The sequence below is a fragment of the Bradyrhizobium sp. U531 genome (assembly GCF_051710265.1).
In the GTDB taxonomy this organism is placed as follows: Bacteria; Pseudomonadota; Alphaproteobacteria; order Rhizobiales; family Xanthobacteraceae; genus Bradyrhizobium.
Genome location: NZ_JASVEN010000009.1, coordinates 123,185 through 141,011, shown reverse-complemented (window position 1 = coordinate 141,011; position 17,827 = coordinate 123,185). Strand labels below are relative to the sequence as shown.

The following is a 17,827-nucleotide window of genomic DNA, read 5'->3' as shown; positions in this document are numbered from 1 at the left end:
AGTACAGTCATGAGCAAGCAACCCAACGCCAACATCCTCTGGTTCCTGCCGACCCACGGTGACGGCCGCTATCTCGGCACCGGCATCGGCGGCCGCGAGGTCAACTTCAACTATCTGCGCCAGATCGCGCAGGCCGCCGACCAGCTCGGCTATTTCGGTGTGCTGCTGCCGACCGGGCGGTCCTGCGAAGATTCCTGGATCGTGGCCTCGAGCGTTGCGCCCTTCACCGAGCGGCTGCGCTATCTCGTGGCGGTGCGCCCCGGCCTGCAATCGCCGAGCGTCGCCGCGCGCATGACTGCGACGCTCGACCGCGTCACCAACGGGCGCCTGCTGGTCAACGTCGTCACCGGCGGCGATCCCGTCGAGAACAAGGGCGACGGCATCTTCCTCGGCCATGACGAACGCTACGAGGTCACCCGCGAGTTCCTCAACGTCTATAGCGACCTGCTTGCCGGCAAGACCGTGAATGTCGAGGGCAAGCACATCCACATCGAGGACGGCAAGCTGCTGTTTCCGCCGGTGCAGTCGCCGCGTCCGCCGCTCTATTTCGGCGGCTCCTCCGATGCCGGCATCGACGTCGCGGTCGACACCGTCGATAAATATCTCACCTGGGGCGAGCCGCCGGCGCTGGTCGCCGAGAAGATCGCGAAGGTGAGGGAGGTCGCGAGCGCGCGCGGCCGCAAGCTCTCTTTCGGCATCCGGCTCCATGTCATCGTTCGCGAGACCAACGAGGAGGCTTGGCGCGCGGCCGACGAGCTGATCAGGCATGTCGACGACGACACCATCGCCAAGGCGCAGAGGAACTTTTCGCGGATGGACTCCGTCGGCCAGCAGCGCATGGCGCAGCTCCATGGTGGCAAGCGCGACAAGCTCGAGATCGCCCCGAACCTGTGGGCCGGAGTGGGCCTCGTCCGCGGCGGCGCCGGCACGGCGCTGGTCGGCGACGCCCGGACGGTGGCGGCCCGGATCAAGGAGTATCAGGACATCGGCATCGATACTTTCATCATGTCGGGCTACCCGCATCTGGAGGAAGCCTATCGCTTCGCCGAGCTGGTGTTCCCGCTGCTCTCGCTGGAGCAGCCGAGCAACGTGACCAGGCTTCACTTCAACGGTGGTCCGTTCGGCGAGACGGTCGGCAGCGATTTTCGTCCGCAGCACCGGGTGTCGCAATCATGAGCCTGATCGACAGCATCTCACTCCCGCGCAGCGTCCGCCTGCCGCGCCTCGACGGTCTGGTCCAGTGGATCGTGCCGCTCGCCATCATCGCGATCTGGCAGGTCGCCAGCGTCACCGGCTTCGTGCCGACGCGGGTGCTGCCGGCCCCGAGCGACGTCGTGCTCTCGGGCTGGAAGCTGCTGCTCTCCGGCGAGCTCGTCCGCAACATCTGGGTGTCGTTCTGGCGCGCCTCGATCGGTTTTTTGATCGGCGGCAGCATCGGCTTCGCCTTCGGGCTTGCCAACGGCCTGTCGCAGCTCTCGGCCAAGCTCACCGACACCACGCTGCAGATGGTGCGCAACGTGCCGCATCTGGCGCTGATCCCGCTGGTCATCCTGTGGTTCGGCATCGACGAGAGCGCAAAGCTGTTCCTGGTCGCGCTCGGGGTGTTCTTCCCGATCTACCTCAACACGCTGCACGGCATCCGCACCGTCGATCCGCAGCTGATCGAGATGGGCCGCATCTACGGCATGACCGACGGCGAATTGTTCCGCCGCGTGATCTTCCCAGGCGCGCTGCCCTCGATCTTCGTCGGCATCCGCTTTGCGCTCGGCATCATGTGGCTGACGCTGATCGTCGCCGAAACCATCGCGGCGTCCTCCGGCCTCGGCTACATGGCGATGCAGGCGCGCGAGTTCATGCTGATCGACGTCGTCGTGCTCTCGATCCTGATCTACGCCCTGCTCGGCAAGCTCGCCGACAGCGCCTCCCGCGTGCTGGAGCGGGCGACGCTCTCCTGGCACCCCGCCTTCCAGAAACGTTGAGAGTCACATGCAGACAGCGCTTCGTACCTCCCTTCCCGAAACCGAACTCGCCAGCCGCGCCAATTTCGCGCCCCACGCCCGCGTGGTGCGCGAGGAACGTCCTGTCCGAACCAGCGGCCCGCCGCTGAACATTCGGGGCTTGCGCAAATCCTTCGGCAACAACGAGGTGCTGCGCGGCATCGACCTGCACATCCCCGCCGGCCAGTTCGTGGCCATCGTCGGCAAGAGCGGTTGCGGCAAGAGCACGCTGCTGCGCCTGATCGCCGGCCTGGAGAAGATCGACGCCGGCAGCATCAGCTTCGGCCAGGACACCCAGCCCGAGGATATCCGCGTCATGTTCCAGGAGCCGCGGCTGCTGCCCTGGGCCCGCGTGCTCTCGAACGTCGAAGTCGGCCTCGGCCGCGATCGGGCCTCCGTCGATGCGGATACGCGCGCCGCGAAGGCGCTGACCGAGGTCGGCCTCACCGACAAGCGCGACCAATGGCCATCGGTGCTCTCGGGCGGCCAGAAGCAGCGCGTCGCGCTCGCCCGGGCGCTGGTCTCGCGTCCGCGCGTGCTCGCCTTCGACGAGCCGCTCGGCGCGCTGGATGCGTTGACCCGCATCTCGATGCAGCGCCTGCTGGAGCGGGTCTGGCGCGACCAGGGTTTTACGGCGATCCTCGTCACCCACGACGTCGCCGAGGCGGCGGCGCTGGCGGATCGGGTGCTGGTGATCGAGGAGGGCCGCATCGCCCACGACGTCGTGGTTAACGCCGGCCGGCCCCGCGAACGCGGCTCTGCCGAATTGGCAAGCCTCGAAGCCTCAATTTTGAGCCACCTTTTGTCGGCGGAAGATCGTACCTAGATACAAGGGAACCCCGCTTCGGGGACCATGCCATGAATGTAGTGCCCCGCGATCTCATGACCGAAACCGCCGTCTCGTCCGCCGATTTTCGCGGCGCCATGCGCCATCTCACCGGTGGCGTCAGCATCATCACCGCCGGGCGGGGCAAGGACATCACCGGCATGACGGTGACGTCGGTCGCCTCGCTGTCGGTCGATCCGCCGACGCTGATCGTCAGCATCAACCGCGATGCCTCGTCCTTTCCCCTGATCAAGCGCCACGGCGCCTTCGGCGTGAACATGCTCGCGGCCGACCAACTCGACGTCGCCGAGCGCTTTGCCGGCAAGGGCGGGCTGAAGGGCGCCGATCGTTTTCCGGGCAGCCAGTGGGTGACGGCGGTCTCCGGCGTTCCGCTGCTGGTCGGCGCCTTGTCCGCCGTCGATTGCGAGGTCGAGGAGATCATCGAGCGCCACTCGCATGGCATCGTCATCGGCCGTGTCAGGTCGGTCAGGAATTCGACCCGCAACGCGGCGCTGGCCTATTGGCACGGCCAGTATGTGGCGGTCGACCAGGACGAGGATGCGGCGCGGCTCGCCGACGTCAGCGTTCCCGCGCGCAGCCACCGCGGCGTTTGATGGTCGAGCCGAGGCTGGCCTTTTCCACCTCATCGCTCTAGAAGCGCCCTGAAGCCGTCCCGCGGGGACGGCAACGGAGCGGACCAATGAAGCGCATCGCGACTATCGCCTTCTACGCCGTCGGCGCGCTCGCGATTGCCTATCTGGCGCTCTATGCCTATGCGATGTTCTCAGGCCAGCCCGTGATCATCCCCGGCGATCCCATCCACATCTTCCGCAAGCCGGATGCGCCGAGTTATTCGTGACCTCTTCGTCATTCCGGGGCGCGCGTAAGCGCGAACCCGGAATCTCGAGATTCCGGGTTCGATGCTTCGCATCGCCCCGGAATGACGCTCGACGTCAGCCCCTTAAAATCGCCAGCGCCAGCGCCTGCGCGCGCGGCACGATGCTGTCGACCTCGAGATATTCCTCCGGCGTGTGCGCGAGGCCGCCGACCGGGCCGAGGCCGCAAATGGTCGGCGTGCCCACGGCGGCGGTGAAGCCGGAATCGGCGCAGCCGCCGGAGAACTCGCCCTGCAGCGTGGTGAGGCCGACCTCCCGTGCGCCCGCCTGGTACTTCTCGAACAGCGCCTTGGAATCCGCGCTCTGCACCACCGGCACGAACTCGCCCTTGATCGTCAGCGTCGCGGCGGTGCCCGGCACGTAGGAGGTCGCGACGATCGTCTCGATCGCGCTCATGACCCGCGCGCGATCCGCCGGATCGACATAGCGCAAATCGATCTGACCCTCGGCGTGCGGCGCCGTGGTGTTGACGGACTGACCGCCCGAGACCAGGCCGACATTGAGCGTGATGCCTTTGTCGAGATCGGTCAGCGCGTGGATATGCACGATCTTGTGCGCGAGCTCGCCGATTGCGCTGACGCCCGCGGCAAAGTTGGCGCCGGAATGCGCGGCCTTGCCGGTGATGGTCATGTGCATGAAGATGCCGCCCTTGCGTCCCGTCACGACATTGCCGGTAGGGCGGCCCGGCTCGGAGTTGAACACGGCGCGCGCGGCGCGTCCCTCGCGCTCGATCACCGGGCGGCAGGAGGGCGAGCCGATCTCCTCGTCGGAGGTGATCAGCACCTTGATCGGGTGCGGCGCGCCGCCGAACTTGTGAAAGGCGGTCGCCACGAACACGTTCATGACGAGGCCGGATTTCATGTCGGAGACGCCGGGACCGTAGGCGCGCCCGTCCTTGATGGTGAACGGGCGCCGCCCGGCCTCGCCCTTGCCGAACACGGTGTCGCGATGTCCCATCAGCAACACCGGTTTCTCGTTGCTGCCGGGCTTTGCCACCTCGGCATGGATCGCGTCGCCGAAGGTGGCATTGGCCTCGCGGCGGGAGGGAATGCCATGCTCGGCAAAATGCCGCTCGAACCGCGCACCGACCGCATCGACGCCCTCCTTGTCGTAGGAGCCGGAATCGATGTTCACGACGTCGCGGAGCAGATCGATCATTGCCTGCTTCTGCGACGCCAGCCAGTCCGTGATTTGAGTTTCAGACATGTGGTCCCTCGCGTGATTGTCGCGTGGGGTTATAAGGCCTTGTGTGCGGGCGACCTAGTCGCGGAATGCGGTGCCGCCATGCCCACCGCCGTCGTCCCTGCGAACGCAGGGACCCATACCGCGGAATCTATCGGTGTTGGGCGGTAGGAGTACCAAGCGACGCGTCTTCGCCAAACTACTCCTGGGGTTATGGGTCCCTGCGTTCGCAGGGACGACGGCGAGGGTGTAGCGGCGGCATTGGCTTCACCATCAAAAACAAAAATGCCCGGGACCGGCCCGGGCATTCGTCGTCTCAACCTGCGTGGGCGCGACTTACGCCCCCACCATCGGCATCCGCGGATACTCACCCGGCGTGCCCGCCGGCGTAATCGGAATTCCGCCGTCGGAATATTCGTTGAGCTTGTTGCGCAGCGTGCGGATCGAGATGCCGAGGATGTTGGCGGCATGGGTCCGGTTGCCGAGGCAGTGCTTCAGCGTCTCCAGGATCAGGTCGCGCTCGACATCGGCAACGGTGCGGCCGACCAGAGCGCGCGTCACCTGCTCGGCGGCCATGGTGGCGTGCGCCACCGCCGGCGCGGTCTTGGCGAGGTCGAGGCGGTCGCCGTCCGGGGTGAGGATCGCGTCGGGGCCGATCTCGTCGCCCTGCGCCATCAGCACCGAGCGATGCATGGTGTTCTCGAGCTCGCGGACGTTGCCCTGCCAGCGATTGGCCGAGAGCACGCGGCGCGCTTCCGCCGAGATCGGGCGCAGCGGCACGCCATTGGCTTCGGCGTATTTCTTCACGAAATGCTGGGCGAGCTCGAGGATGTCGAGGGGACGCTCGCGCAGCGGCGGAATCTTCAAATTGACGACGTTGAGGCGGAACAGCAGATCCTCGCGGAACGTGCCTTCGCGCACGGCTTCCACCAGATTGCGGTTCGAGGTCGCGATGATGCGAATGTCCACGGGGACAGGCTTGGTGCCGCCGACGCGGTCGATCACGCGCTCCTGGATGGCGCGGAGCAATTTGGATTGCAGGCGGACGTCCATTTCCGAGATTTCGTCCAGCAGCAGCGTGCCGCCGGTGGCTTCCTCGAACTTGCCGATGCGGCGGGCGATCGCGCCCGTGAAGGCGCCCTTCTCGTGGCCGAACAGCTCGGACTCCAGGAGATGCTCGGGGATCGCCGCGCAGTTGATCGAGATGAAGGGACGCTTGGCACGGGCCGAACGGGTGTGGACGTAGCGCGCCAGCACTTCCTTGCCGGTGCCGGACTCGCCGGTGATCATCACCGAGGCGTCGGAGCCTGCGATCTGCTGCGCCAGCTTGATGACTTTCGCCATTGCCTCGTCGCGATAGACCAGCTCGCGGGAATCATTGGCGACGGCGGCCAGCACCGCTGCGATCAACTCCGGATCCGGCGGCAGCGGGATGTATTCCTTGGCGCCGGCGTGGATCGCGGCGACCGCGGCGCGGGCGTCGTTGGTGATGCCGCAGGCGACGATCGGGGCGTGGATGTGCTCGGCCTCGAGCCGCATCACGAGGTCGCGGATGTCGAGGGCGACGTCGACCAGCAGGAGGTCGGCGCCCTTGCCGCCGCGCAGCACGCGCATCGCCTGCTCGTGATCCTCGGCATGGGTCACGGTGGCGCCGTTGTCCATCGCGATCTTGGTGGCGGTGGTGAGCTGGCCCTTCAATGTGCCAACGATGAGAAGCCGCATGTCAGTCTCCTGTCCGTCTGGTCGCGCCTTCGCGCGTCATTCCCTGCTGTTAAGCGCGTTCAGTCTTGATGATTTCGGTCATGGTCACGCCGAGCTTGTCCTCGACCAGGACGACTTCGCCGCGCGCGACCAGCTTGTTGTTGACGTAGATGTCGATGGCCTCGCCGACGCGGCGGTCGAGCTCCAGCACGGTGCCGGGTCCGAGCTTCAGGAGCTCGCTGACGTCCATCTTGGAACGGCCGAGCACGGCCGAGACCTGCACGGGCACGTCGAACACGGCTTCGAGGTCGGCTGCGGCACGCGCCGCATATTCGTCCTCGTTGTAGCCGACGTCAGAGCCGGTGGGTGGCATCGGGCCGTTGAGATCGGGCAGCGGGACCTGTCCGTCGGTGTCGCTCATGGCTTAGCTCCCCCTGCGGGACGCGATATAGCGTCCGACCATTTCGTCGATCTTGGCCGCGATGGCGCCGCGCTCGAGCACGACGCCGCCATCGGCCCATTCGATCCGGCAGTCGCCGGTGGCGATCTCCGGCTCGGCCAGGATCACCAGCCGGCCCTCGAAGCCGCTCTGCTTGGCGAGCCGCTCGATCTTCTCGCGCGCGCTGTCGTAGAGCGCGTCGTTGATGCGGACCACGAGATGCGGCGTCGCGACCAGGTGCGAGAAGCAGTCCTTGACCAGCGCCATGATCTCGCCGAGCGGCTCGGCGGCGACGAGGTCGGCGCACAGCTTGCGCGCCACCGCGATCGCGACCTCGACCGCTTCGGTCTCCATCCTGGTCTCGATGTTGCCGATGCCGCCCGCGACGCCGCGGATGCCGATGTTGATCTCCTCCATGGCGAGCGCGACGCGGCGGTCGCTTTCGGCCTTGGCCTCGTGCTGGCCTGCGGCAAAGCCTTCCTGGTAGGCGCGCGCCTCGGCTTCCGCGACCTTCTGGGCGATCTCGGCCGCGGTCGCAGCCTTCTCGCGCGGCGACCGCTCGGGCGTCGCGAAATCGGTATCGAACAGGAATTTGGCCGGAGCGCCCATCAATACACCAGCTCGTCGTCGGCGCGGTTCTTGGTCAGCATGATCTCGCCCTTGGCGGCGAGGTCCTTGGCGAGGTTGACCAGCAGCGCCTGGGCCTCGTCGACGTCGCGCAGGCGCACCGGGCCCATCGCCGCCATGTCGTCCTGCAGCATCTTGGCCGCGCGCGAGGACATGTTGCCGAAGAAGAAGTTGCGGACGTCCTCGTTGGCGCTCTTGAGCGCGACGCCGAGCTTGTCCTTGTCGACGTTGCGCATCAGCGTCTGGGCCGAGCCGGAATCCAGCTTCACGAGGTCGTCGAAGGTGAACATCAGCGCCTTGATGCGCTCGGCCGATTCCCGGTTCTCCTCTTCCAGCGAGGTGATGAAGCGGGTTTCGGTCTGGCGGTCGAAATTGTTGAAGATTTCCGCCATCACCTCGTGGGCGTCACGGCGGCGGGTCTGCGACAGATTGGACATGAACTCGGTGCGCAGGGTCTTCTCCACGCTCTCGATCACCTCCTTCTGCACCGCCTCCATCTTCAGCATGCGGTTGACGACGTCGAGCGCGAGCTCCTCGGGGAAGATGCCGAGCACGCGCGCGGCGTGCTCCGACTTCAGCTTCGACAGCACGACCGCGATGGTCTGCGGATATTCGTTCTTGAGATAGTTGGCGAGAACCTCTTCCTGCACGTTGGAAAGCTTCTCCCACATGTTGCGTCCGGCGGGGCCGCGGATTTCGTCCATGATGCCGTTGACGCGCTCGGGCGCCAGATATTGCTGCAGCAGCCGCTCGGTGGCGTCGAAATTGCCCATCAGCGCGCCCGAGGCCGACATGCGCGAGACGAATTCGAGCAGCATGTCCTCCACCGTGTCGACCTCGACGGTGCCGAGCGTCGACATCTCCAGCGAGAGCTGGCGGACTTCTTCGTCGTCGAGCAACTGCCAGATCTTGCCGCCATATTGCTCGCCGAGCGCCAGCATCAGGATCGCGGCACGCTTCGGCCCCGCCACGGCTGTGCTCGCGCCGCCGGCGCGGCTGCCGGCGCGCTGACCGAGCGTGGAGATCACGCTGGTGATGTCGTTCGAGTTGGCGTTTTGCAGGTTGGCGGCCATGTCAGATCACTTCTTGATTCACTTGGCGTTGGGTTACTTGGTGGGCTCGGTGAGCCACTGGCGGATGATGGCGACGGTTTCGTTGGGGTTGCGCTCGGCGAGCTCGCCGACACGGTGAACGGACTGGGCGTGGACCTGGCCCTGAATGGTGGCGACGTCGATCGCGCTGGCGGCGGCGCCCGGCAGGAGCGGCTGGCCGCTGGCCGGTGCGGCCTCTTCGGAGGCGGCGGGGCCGGCGAGCACGCCGCTGATGGCGGCGGCGACTTCGTCGGAGGCGAGGATGCGCTTGACCAGCGGGCGGATCACCAGGAACAGCACGACGAGGCCGAGCAGCATCATCACGCCGAGCTCGACGAAGTACATGACGTCGTCCTTGGTGAACTGCAGCATGCCGAGGAAGCCGCCGGGCTCGCTGATCGGGGCGGTGGAGGGGGCGTCGGCAAAGCGCAGATTGACGACCTCGACCTGGTCGCCGCGCTTCTGGTCGAAGCCGATCGCCGAGCGCACCAGCGCGGAGATGCGGTCGAGCTGCTCCTTGGTGCGGTCGGTGTAGGCCAGCTCGCCCTTGTCGTTCTTGGTGTAGATGCCGTCCACCAGCACTGCGACCGAGATGCGGTTGACCCGGCCGGCCTCGGTCACCTCGGTCTTGGTGGTGCGGGAGATCTCGTAATTGTTGGTCTCTTCGGTCTTCTTGCTCTGGTCCTTGGCCGTGGCGCCGCTGTTCTGCTGGTTGCCCGGGAGCTCGTTGTTGACGGTGACCTGGCCGTTGTTGTCGGCGGTCATGCTCTGCTCTTCGCGGGTCTGGCTCGAGCGCAGCACGCGGCCTTCGGGATCGAACTTGTCCGAGGTCTGGGTGACCTTGTTGAAGTCGAAATCGGCCGAGAGCTGAACGCGGGCGCGTCCCGAGCCGACCACGGAGGAGACGATGTCCTCGACCTGCTTGCGCATCCGCTTCTCGAAGGAGATGCGGCGCTCGTCGCCGACCGCCTGCTCCGGATCGGTCGCCGCGCCGTCGGCGAGCAACTGGCCGGCTTCGTCGACGATCGAGACCCGCTGCGGCTTCAGCCCGTTGACGGCGGAAGCGACGAGGTGGCGGATGGCGCGAATCTGCGGGGCGTCCAGCGCGCCGCGGACGCGCACCACGATCGAGGCCGACGGCTCGGGCGCCTCGCGCGAAAACAACGGGCGCTCGGGCAGCACCAGATGGACGCGGGCGGCCTGGATCCGGTCGATGGCGCGGATGGTGCGGGCGAGCTCGCCCTCCAGCGCGCGCAAATGATTGATATTCTGGACGAAAGAGGTGGTGCCGAGCGCGTCGGACTTGTCGAACACCTCGTAGCCGATGCCGCCGCCCTTGGGCAGGCCGCCCTCGGCGAGCTTCATCCGCAGGCGCGTGACCTTGTCCTTGGGCACCATGATGATGCTGCCCTCATTGCGGATCTCGAACTGGATGCCCTGGCGTTCCAGGTCCTTGATAATGCTCGAAGAATCCTCGACGCTGAGGTCGGTGAACAGCGTCGTCATCTGCGGCGTGGTGACCCGCATGATGACGAACGCGAAAAAGCCGATGAGCGCGGCGGTGACCGCGATCATCGCCCCGAACCGGGCGGCGCCGATACTCTTCAGAAAGTCCGCAAGACCTTGCAAGCAACCGCCCCAACAGATTCGGCCGCTTTCACCGGAAAGGCCGACTGGGCAATTATTGCCTAGGTGATGGTTTCGATATGGTTAACGAAGGTTAAGAGGTCGGACAAAAGTCGCGAACATGGAAAAAAATCGGCTTCGCGGGGCGAAGCCGATTTTCGTCAAAGACCGCAGATTTCCGGATCGCTTACTGGCGATATTGCTGAATGCGGGTGGTTCGAAGACCCGCCAGACCATGCTGGTCGATGGAAAACTGCCAGGAGAGGAATTCGTCGACCGTCAGGGTATAACGGCTACAGGCCTCCTCGAGGGAGAGAAGTCCACCGCGAACAGCGGCAACGACTTCGGCCTTGCGGCGGATGACCCAGCGTTTAGTGCCGGGTGCTGGCAGGTCCGCGATCGTCAACGGACTGCCGTCCGGCCCGATGACGTATTTTACCCTCGGGCGATGGGGTTCTGTCATGGCGTACTCACAAACTCTCAACCACTGAACTCACGCCCGTAACCCTACGCCCGGCGGCTTAAAAATCCGCTAAGCCTAAGGCTTCAATACAATTCTCGTTGAAAATGGCGGTAGCGCCGTCGTCTCGGCCGGCGGAACGGGGTGTCCGGGCCGGTCGAGGGGGTCTTCTTAAATACTTTACTAACGAATGGAGCCTGCAAGGGCTCTCTCAGCCGTCGTCCCTGCGAAGGCAGGGACCCATACCGCGTGATCTCTCGATGAGACGCGGGCAGTGGTACCAAGAAATTTTCTAACTACGAGTCTTCGTCAAATTGCTTCCTATGTGGCGAGCGCGGCGCGCTCCTTTAATTGCTCGTCGCGATGATGCTCTTCACCTGGCTGAGCGTATAGCTGGCGCCGTCGATGGTGAGCAGCGGCGGCGACTGGGTCAGGTCGACGGACGACACGGTGCCCTGCACCTGCGCGGCGATGCCGACATTGTTGTTCGCAACGTCCTTGCCCGTGGCCGAGATCGTGTACTTGCCGTCGGGCCATTGCGTGCCGTCATTGCCCTGGCCGTTCCAGGTGAAGGGAACGTCGGTGCCGGCGCCGGCGGTGTATTTGCCGGTGAACACGGTCTGGCCGGCGGCATTGGCGACGGTGATGTCGACGGTGGAATCGGTGGGAACGTTGAGATGCCAGGTGGCCGACGAGTTCTTCATCGTCGCGGTCGAGCCGTCGACCAGCGCGGTCTTGCCGACGAAGCCGAGCGCCTGGGTCGCCTGCGTGGTCTGCTGCAGGGTGACGAGCTGGGACAGCGCATCGTTGGTCTTGAGCTGCTGCTCGACGCCGGCGAACTGCACCAGCTGCTGGGTGAACTGGTTGGTATCGAGCGGATCCAGCGGGTTCTGATTCTGCAGCTGCGTCGTCAGCAGCGTCAGGAAGGTCTGGAAATTGCCGGCGAGCGTCGAGCCCGTGGTCGAGCTCAGCGAGTTCGACGAGGAGGATTTCGGCAGGTCGGTCGTCCCGGAGACGACGCCGGGCGCGGTGGCGGCATTCGTGGTGGTCATGATCGAATACTCCTCACACTCTGATGTCGACGCCGCTGCTCGATCCGAGCATGCGGCCATAGCCGCGCCCGACGGGCGCCGCGGAAACGCTGTCGTCCTCGCTGATGATCAGCCGGCGGGCGTTGCCGCCATTGTCGTTGTTCTGGCCGGAATTCTGGCCTGACGAGTTCTGGTCGCGCAGGCTGAAGGACAGTCCGTTGCTGTTGCTCTTGAGGCCGGCATCGTCGAGCGCGCGCTGCAATTGCGGCGCGTCCTGGCGCAGCATCTGCAGTGTCTCCGGCTTCTCCACCGTCAGATGCGAGGTGACGTTGCCGTTGCGGTCGACATTGATGCGGACGTCGATGCGGCCAAGCTCGGCCGGATCGAGGCTGATGTCGAAGCGGGACCTGCCGGAGCGGATCGCGGCCGCGATCTCGATCGGCACGCCGCTGACCGGCACCGCCGCGGCGTTGGCGGCCGTTGCGGTCAGCGTCGCGGTCGATGCGGACGCGGTCGAGGTCGTGTTGGTCAGCGGCGCCTGCACGGCGGAGGCGGCCTGCGCGCTGGAATCGGTGCTGCTGATCGCGGCCTGCACGCCGGCATGGGCCTGCGGCGCCGGTGCGGCCGGGGTCGCGTCGGCGTTGCGATCGGCGGTGCCGGGCTTGCCGTCGGTCGCGCCGGCATCGGCCTGCGGCTTTGCGTTCTGAGGATGCGCGGCCGGATTGGCGGTCGGGGCAGTCGGCGCCTGCGCCGCCGCGGAGTCCGCCTTGCCGGTGTCCTGGCCGATATTGGAGACGTCGGCCTGACCCTGCGCGGCGGCGACCGCCTGGAACGAGGTCTTCGGCGTGGTCTGCGCGGCGGGGACCAGCCCGCTCGCCGGCTTGACGTCGGTCGCGGTCGCGCCCGTTGCGTCGGTGGCATCGGCCAGCGTCGCCGTGGTGTCGGCGTCGACCTTGGCGCCGGCGGCCTTGGCGCTCTTGTCGCCCGATGTTGCGGTGTCGGTCTTGCCGCCTGTGATCTGTGCCGCGATCGAGGCGCTGGCGGCAATGCCCGCGGCGGCGATCGTCAGCGGCGAGGTGGCGGCAGCCTGGTTGGCCGCCGGGTTCGGATCGGCCGGAACGACTGGCGCGGCAACCACGATGGCGTTCGGATCGGGCAGGGCGGCCGTCGCCGCATCGATCTGCGCGGCTGCCGACGCATCGACGGAGGCGGCGAGACCGTCGGTGGACCCGGCCTTGTCGCCCTCGGTCTCCTTGGAGGAGTCAGCCGACTTGGCGTCCGAGGTCTCGGACTTGTCCTTGGCCTTATCCTTGGCTTTGATCTTGTCGTTGCCGGCATCCTTGGACGGATCGGCGCTGGTATCGCTGGTCTTGTCGTCCCTTGATGGGACGGATGTGTCGGTGTCGTCGCTCGCCTTGCTCTGCGAGGGCTGGTCCGTGACTGCGCTGTCGCGCGGGCTCTTGTCTGCGGCAGACGAATCGCTCCGCCGCGGCGCGCTGTCCTGAGCTTGGGCCTGCGCGGCGGCATTCGCCTGGGTGTTGCTGTCGACCAGCGACCCGAAGGAGTCGGGCACCTGCGCCTCCTTGGCGCTCTGCGAACGGGCAGGCTTTTGCTGCGTGCTGGAAACTTGCACGCTGGCAGCGACATCTGACGTACGACCGACCACAGGCGACCCCTTGGAAACAACTTCGGCAATCAAGGGAGCAAGGAGCGGGCCAGTGCCGCGCCTCGTCTTTTTATGTAATAAAATCAATGCCTTGTTGATTGGCGCCCATTGCCCGGTGGCCCGCTGGAGCCCCGCCATTTCTGCCGCCCCGGCAAGAATTGCCCTAAGCTGGCGGCGTGCATGATTGCTTCACCGGAATGCCGCCTATATTAAAGAAGTTACTCTCAGCCGCTTTCGACCGGGCAGTCGTGCCTTTCGGGAACTAAAGTTCCCGGGGATCGCCGATGTCCCGCCAGAAGCATGAAATCGCGGATCGCCGCACGCCGCCGTCACAACCCTCAAAGGCCCATGCTCAACAGTCTGGATCTCGAAGGCCGTCCTGAGGACACCAGGGTCGTCGTCGCCATGTCGGGCGGCGTCGATTCCTCGACGACGGCTGCGCTGCTGAAGGCGGAAGGCTACGACGTCGTCGGCATCACGCTGCAGCTCTACGATCATGGCGCGGCGACCCACCGCAAGGGCGCCTGCTGCGCCGGCCAGGACATCCACGACGCCCGCGACGTCGCCGCCAAGCTCGGCATTCCCCATTACGTGCTCGATTACGAGGATCGCTTTCGCGAGTCCGTCATCGACAATTTTGCCGATTCCTACGCGCTCGGCGAGACCCCGGTGCCGTGCATCGAGTGCAACCGCAGCGTCAAATTCCGCGACCTGCTGAAGACCGCGCGCGAACTCGGTGCGCAGGCGCTCGCCACCGGCCATTACGTCGCCTCGCGCCGCCGCGAGGACGGCTCGCGCGCGCTGGTCTGCGCGGCCGATGCCGACCGCGACCAGAGCTACTTCCTGTTCGCGACCACGCAGGAGCAGCTCGATTTCCTGCGCTTCCCGCTCGGCGACATGACCAAGCCCGAGACGCGCGAGCTCGCGCGCCGTTTCGGCCTCAGCGTTGCCGACAAGCACGACAGCCAGGACATCTGCTTCGTGCCGACCGGGCGCTACACCGACATCATCACCCGCCTGCGCCCGAACGCGATGGACCCCGGCGAGATCGTCGATCTCGAGGGACGCGTGCTCGGCCGGCACAACGGCATCGCCAATTTCACCGTCGGCCAGCGCCGCGGTCTCGGCATCGCCGCTCACGCGCCGCTGTTCGTGGTGCGGCTGGAAGCAGCTCACCGCCGCGTCGTCGTCGGCCCGCGCGAGGCCCTGAAGATGCACCGCATCGGACTTCGCGACGTCAACTGGATCGGCGGCGGCGACATCGACCGCGCCATCGGCTCCGGCCTCGAATTGTTCGTGCGCGTCCGCTCGACGCGCGCGCCGCAGCCGGCATGGCTGCGCGGCAGCGACGGCCATTACGAGGTCGAGCTCGTCGCCGGCGAGGAGGGCGTCTCGCCCGGCCAGGCCTGCGTGTTCTACGATGCGCCTTCGGGACAGGCGCGCGTGCTCGGCGGCGGCTTCATCCAGAGCGCCGCCGCGAAGCAGGCCGACGCGACAGCGCGTCCGCTCGCGGAAGCCGTGCGCGGCTGATTTCACCCACAGTCATCACACTCTCGAGTTTTGCGTAAGGGCAGGGGGCATGGCAGCAGACATCTCGCGGGCCGGGGTCGAGAAGGCCTATGGCCGCTGGGCACCGGTCTATGATCTCGTGTTCGGCAAGGTGTTCGACGCCGGCCGGCAGTCGACCATCGCGGAGGCCGACCGCATCGGCGGGCGCATCCTCGACGTCGGCGTCGGCACCGGGCTGTCGCTCTCCGATTATTCGCGCACTACGAAGATCTGCGGCGTCGACATTTCCGAGCCGATGCTGCGCAAGGCGCAGCAGCGCGTGCGCACGCTTCGCCTCTCCAATGTCGAAGTGCTCTCGGTGATGGACGCCAAGAACCTCGCCTTCCCCGAAAACTTCTTCGACGCGGTGGTCGCGCAATACGTCATCACCGCCGTGCCCGATCCCGAAGGCACGCTCGACGAGTTCGTGCGCGTGCTCAAGCCCGGCGGCGAGCTGATCCTGGTCAACCACATCGGCGCCGAGAGCGGTCCGCGCAAACTGTTCGAGCTCGGCTTCGCGCCGATCGCCCGCCGCCTCGGCTGGCGCCCGGAATTCCCCTGGGCCCGTCTCGTCGACTGGGCCGCCAAACACGGCGGCATCACGCTCACCGAGCGCCGCCCGATGCCGCCGATGGGTCACTTCTCGCTGATCCGCTACCGCAAGGCGTAAGCGCGCGCGGCCGGGCTCGCGCCAGCCCCTGCGAGAGGACACAGTTCTCTCCCCGTCATTGCGAGCGCAGCGAAGCAATCCAGACTGCCTCCACGGAGGGATTCTGGATTGCTTCGTCGCTGCGCTCCTCGCAATGACGGACGAGAAATGGGGGATCAAACCCCGATCACATCGCATTCGACCCGGGAACATCGCCCCCGCCCGGCGCGTTTCCCTCTCATGCGCACAACATCGAGCATCATTCTGGCCAGCCTCCTGATCGCCGCCTCCGGCAGTTCGATCGCGCAGGCTCCGCCCGCCCCGGCGACGCCGCCGCAAGCGACCGCGCCGCCATCTCCGCAACGCGCCGCCGGCTGTGCCCCATCCGACAGGCTGACCACGACCCCGAACGGTGCCACCACCGGCCAGTCCCGGGAACCGCTCGGCGACAAGCTGGCCAAAACCGACGGCGTGCTCTGCCCGCCCTCGGGCGTCGATCCCGACATGCACGCCCCGGCCCCCGACACCGGCGGCAACACCCCGGTCATCCCGCCCCCCGGCAGCCCCGGCGGCGATCCGACCGTGCGGCCGAAATAGGCTCGTCGCGCCGAATCCCTGGCGTCGGCGGTGCCTGATTCTCCCCAGATCCCGTCATGCCCGGGCTTGTCCCGGGCATCCACGTTCTCAGACCAACAAATCGAGGCGTGGATGGCCGGGACAAGCCCGGCCATGACGAACGCATTGAAAAATGGTCCGGATTCCCTGGGCGGCCTATCCGCCATGGCCTTGGCCAACGCGGAAAAAGGCGGACCACTTTGCTTGACTTCCCGCCGCCCCCTTCTTTATATGCCGCGCGTTCGCGAGATCGGCCTTCCGCCGTTCGCGACCCTGTGGCGGGGTAGCTCAGCTGGTTAGAGCACGGGAATCATAATCCTGGGGTCGGGGGTTCGAGTCCCTCTCCCGCTACCACTTCCAGCATAACCCGTTGATTTCCCAGACCTAGCCGATCGTTGTTTCGACACGAGGGATGTCTCATTGATACATCCGAGCGGGTCGCTGATCAATTCTCACGGTCGACCTGACTGCAACGGACGACGTGGCTGCGACGGGTGGTTAGCAGTCCTGCTTATCCTGCGGAATTAGTAGTTCAATCGACCTCGGTCGAGCCGCAATCCTCGGTTGCACGGCGTGGAAACCAATCGCGCGGAACAAGTCCGATGCGCTCCGGCCCGGCAGCGGAACGTCAGCACCGCTCCCATGGCTCGACCGGTGGATTGAAAGCGATAGTAAGGTCGCCGAGCGGCATGAAGAAGCTCTCGTCTTCGTGGGAAGTTTGAGCGCGCGAGGCATCGGCTCTTAGCCGCTGAGCGATCTCCTTGGGTGAGCTTCGGCGAACGTCCCACAATGTCCTCAAGAGGTGCGCCCAATCAGCCCACGTGGCCCGTTCGTCCTTTTCCAGGACCCCTGGAAAGCCCGCTTCATAACGCGCAAGGACGAACATTTCGACATGAATTCCGGGTCTGAAAGCCAGGCCTGCCCGCTGACCGAGTTCGTGCACGCCGTGGCGGTCGAGCCAGTCTCCGACCGATCTGATCCAACGAGCACCTTCGGTGATCAGGTTCCTCGCGGCGCTGCGCCGTGCGCGCGTATCGACGACCGCGTTGTGCTGCCATTTCAACTGAAACAAAACGGCCTCGTTGCGTTCCGTGTCATAGGCGATGTTCGACGGTCGCCCCAAGACAGCGTAGCTGAGTTGGAGCGGAACGCGTGGCTCGACTCGCAGCGTCACTCTATTTGTGACTAATCCTTTGATCGCCGCGGTTACTGCGGCGGATCGCGGTGGCGAAGCTGATCTACAGGACCGTGACGACACTCGTTCTCGGGCTCGGTCTGATTTTCGTGTTCGGCCCAACCGGATCCTGTTGGCGGCGAGGATCGGAAGCGAGATAGCGGCCGCTTGAGCGCTTGCTCATGGAGCAGCCCAAAGCTTCGATAAGGGCTTGTACAGGTATGGTCGGTGCCTTGTGACCCAGCTGTGTGCAATGTCCCGCCGGAACTCTCCTGCCACTCTGGCAAGCGCGCGGTTCT

At 66.0% G+C, this 17,827-nt stretch carries 18 protein-coding genes and 1 tRNA gene; 9 read left to right on the top strand and 10 right to left on the bottom strand.

Annotation, left to right across the window (positions count from 1 at the left end; genetic code table 11):
• Positions 1 to 9 precede the first annotated feature (9 nt).
• From ssuD to QRQ56_RS31365, 5 genes are all read left to right on the top strand, one after another.
• A complete protein-coding gene (gene ssuD / locus QRQ56_RS31385) occupies positions 10 to 1,176 on the top strand; it encodes an FMNH2-dependent alkanesulfonate monooxygenase (protein WP_438745202.1) in 1,167 nt (388 codons plus the stop codon).
• A complete protein-coding gene (gene ssuC / locus QRQ56_RS31380) occupies positions 1,173 to 1,979 on the top strand; it encodes an aliphatic sulfonate ABC transporter permease SsuC (protein ID WP_438745201.1) in 807 nt (268 codons plus the stop codon). The genes ssuD and ssuC overlap by 4 nt, the downstream gene beginning before the upstream one ends.
• A gap of 7 nt (positions 1,980 to 1,986) precedes the next feature.
• A complete protein-coding gene (locus QRQ56_RS31375) occupies positions 1,987 to 2,823 on the top strand; it encodes an ATP-binding cassette domain-containing protein (protein ID WP_438745200.1) in 837 nt (278 codons plus the stop codon).
• Positions 2,824 to 2,855: 32 nt separating this feature from the next.
• Positions 2,856 to 3,437: a flavin reductase family protein gene (locus QRQ56_RS31370; RefSeq protein ID WP_438745199.1), complete on the top strand. Its 582-nt coding sequence runs from the start codon at positions 2,856 to 2,858 to the stop codon at positions 3,435 to 3,437.
• 86 nt (positions 3,438 to 3,523) lie between these two features.
• Positions 3,524 to 3,682, top strand: a complete 159-nt coding sequence (locus tag QRQ56_RS31365) for a hypothetical protein (RefSeq protein WP_438745198.1) — start codon at positions 3,524 to 3,526, stop codon at positions 3,680 to 3,682.
• A gap of 94 nt (positions 3,683 to 3,776) precedes the next feature.
• Here the strand turns inward: QRQ56_RS31365 and QRQ56_RS31360 are convergent, their stop codons facing one another.
• The 9 genes from QRQ56_RS31360 to QRQ56_RS31320 all read right to left on the bottom strand — a co-directional run bounded on the left by QRQ56_RS31360 (position 3,777) and on the right by QRQ56_RS31320 (position 13,542).
• On the bottom strand, positions 3,777 to 4,925 hold the full coding sequence (locus QRQ56_RS31360) for a M20 family metallopeptidase (protein ID WP_438745197.1): 1,149 nt from the start codon (positions 4,923 to 4,925) through the stop codon (positions 3,777 to 3,779).
• A gap of 312 nt (positions 4,926 to 5,237) precedes the next feature.
• Positions 5,238 to 6,623 (bottom strand): sigma-54-dependent transcriptional regulator FlbD, encoded by a 1,386-nt coding sequence (flbD, locus tag QRQ56_RS31355; RefSeq protein ID WP_438745195.1) that lies wholly within the window; start codon positions 6,621 to 6,623, stop codon positions 5,238 to 5,240.
• Positions 6,624 to 6,672: 49 nt separating this feature from the next.
• Positions 6,673 to 7,023: a flagellar motor switch protein FliN gene (gene fliN, locus QRQ56_RS31350; protein ID WP_438745194.1), complete on the bottom strand. Its 351-nt coding sequence runs from the start codon at positions 7,021 to 7,023 to the stop codon at positions 6,673 to 6,675.
• A 3-nt stretch (positions 7,024 to 7,026) separates the two neighbouring features.
• Positions 7,027 to 7,650, bottom strand: coding sequence for a FliH/SctL family protein (locus QRQ56_RS31345; protein ID WP_438745193.1), 624 nt, complete (start codon positions 7,648 to 7,650; stop codon positions 7,027 to 7,029).
• Positions 7,650 to 8,741, bottom strand: coding sequence for a flagellar motor switch protein FliG (gene fliG, locus QRQ56_RS31340; RefSeq protein WP_438745192.1), 1,092 nt, complete (start codon positions 8,739 to 8,741; stop codon positions 7,650 to 7,652). The genes QRQ56_RS31345 and fliG overlap by 1 nt, the downstream gene beginning before the upstream one ends.
• A 33-nt stretch (positions 8,742 to 8,774) precedes the next feature.
• Entirely contained in the window at positions 8,775 to 10,388 is a 1,614-nt protein-coding gene (fliF, locus tag QRQ56_RS31335) for a flagellar basal-body MS-ring/collar protein FliF (protein ID WP_438745191.1), read from the bottom strand.
• A 184-nt stretch (positions 10,389 to 10,572) separates the two neighbouring features.
• Positions 10,573 to 10,848, bottom strand: coding sequence for a CtrA inhibitor SciP (gene sciP, locus QRQ56_RS31330; RefSeq protein ID WP_002714638.1), 276 nt, complete (start codon positions 10,846 to 10,848; stop codon positions 10,573 to 10,575).
• A gap of 344 nt (positions 10,849 to 11,192) precedes the next feature.
• On the bottom strand, positions 11,193 to 11,897 hold the full coding sequence (locus QRQ56_RS31325; RefSeq protein ID WP_438745190.1) for a flagellar hook assembly protein FlgD: 705 nt from the start codon (positions 11,895 to 11,897) through the stop codon (positions 11,193 to 11,195).
• Positions 11,898 to 11,910: 13 nt separating this feature from the next.
• Positions 11,911 to 13,542 carry a flagellar hook-length control protein FliK gene (locus QRQ56_RS31320; RefSeq protein WP_438745189.1) on the bottom strand — a complete coding sequence of 544 codons (1,632 nt, stop codon included), beginning with the start codon at positions 13,540 to 13,542 and terminating at the stop codon, positions 11,911 to 11,913.
• Between the two features lie 348 nt (positions 13,543 to 13,890).
• Between QRQ56_RS31320 and mnmA the strand changes: the two genes are divergently transcribed.
• From mnmA to QRQ56_RS31300, 4 genes are all read left to right on the top strand, one after another.
• Entirely contained in the window at positions 13,891 to 15,072 is a 1,182-nt protein-coding gene (gene mnmA, locus QRQ56_RS31315; RefSeq protein ID WP_438745188.1) for a tRNA 2-thiouridine(34) synthase MnmA, read from the top strand.
• A gap of 49 nt (positions 15,073 to 15,121) precedes the next feature.
• On the top strand, positions 15,122 to 15,760 hold the full coding sequence (locus tag QRQ56_RS31310) for a class I SAM-dependent methyltransferase (protein ID WP_438745186.1): 639 nt from the start codon (positions 15,122 to 15,124) through the stop codon (positions 15,758 to 15,760).
• 219 nt (positions 15,761 to 15,979) lie between these two features.
• Positions 15,980 to 16,336 (top strand): hypothetical protein, encoded by a 357-nt coding sequence (locus QRQ56_RS31305; RefSeq protein WP_438745185.1) that lies wholly within the window; start codon positions 15,980 to 15,982, stop codon positions 16,334 to 16,336.
• Positions 16,337 to 16,631: 295 nt separating this feature from the next.
• Positions 16,632 to 16,708, top strand: a tRNA-Met gene (locus tag QRQ56_RS31300).
• 274 nt (positions 16,709 to 16,982) lie between these two features.
• Here the strand turns inward: QRQ56_RS31300 and QRQ56_RS31295 are convergent.
• Positions 16,983 to 17,528 (bottom strand): hypothetical protein, encoded by a 546-nt coding sequence (locus QRQ56_RS31295; protein WP_438745183.1) that lies wholly within the window; start codon positions 17,526 to 17,528, stop codon positions 16,983 to 16,985.
• Positions 17,529 to 17,827: the final 299 nt, after the last annotated feature.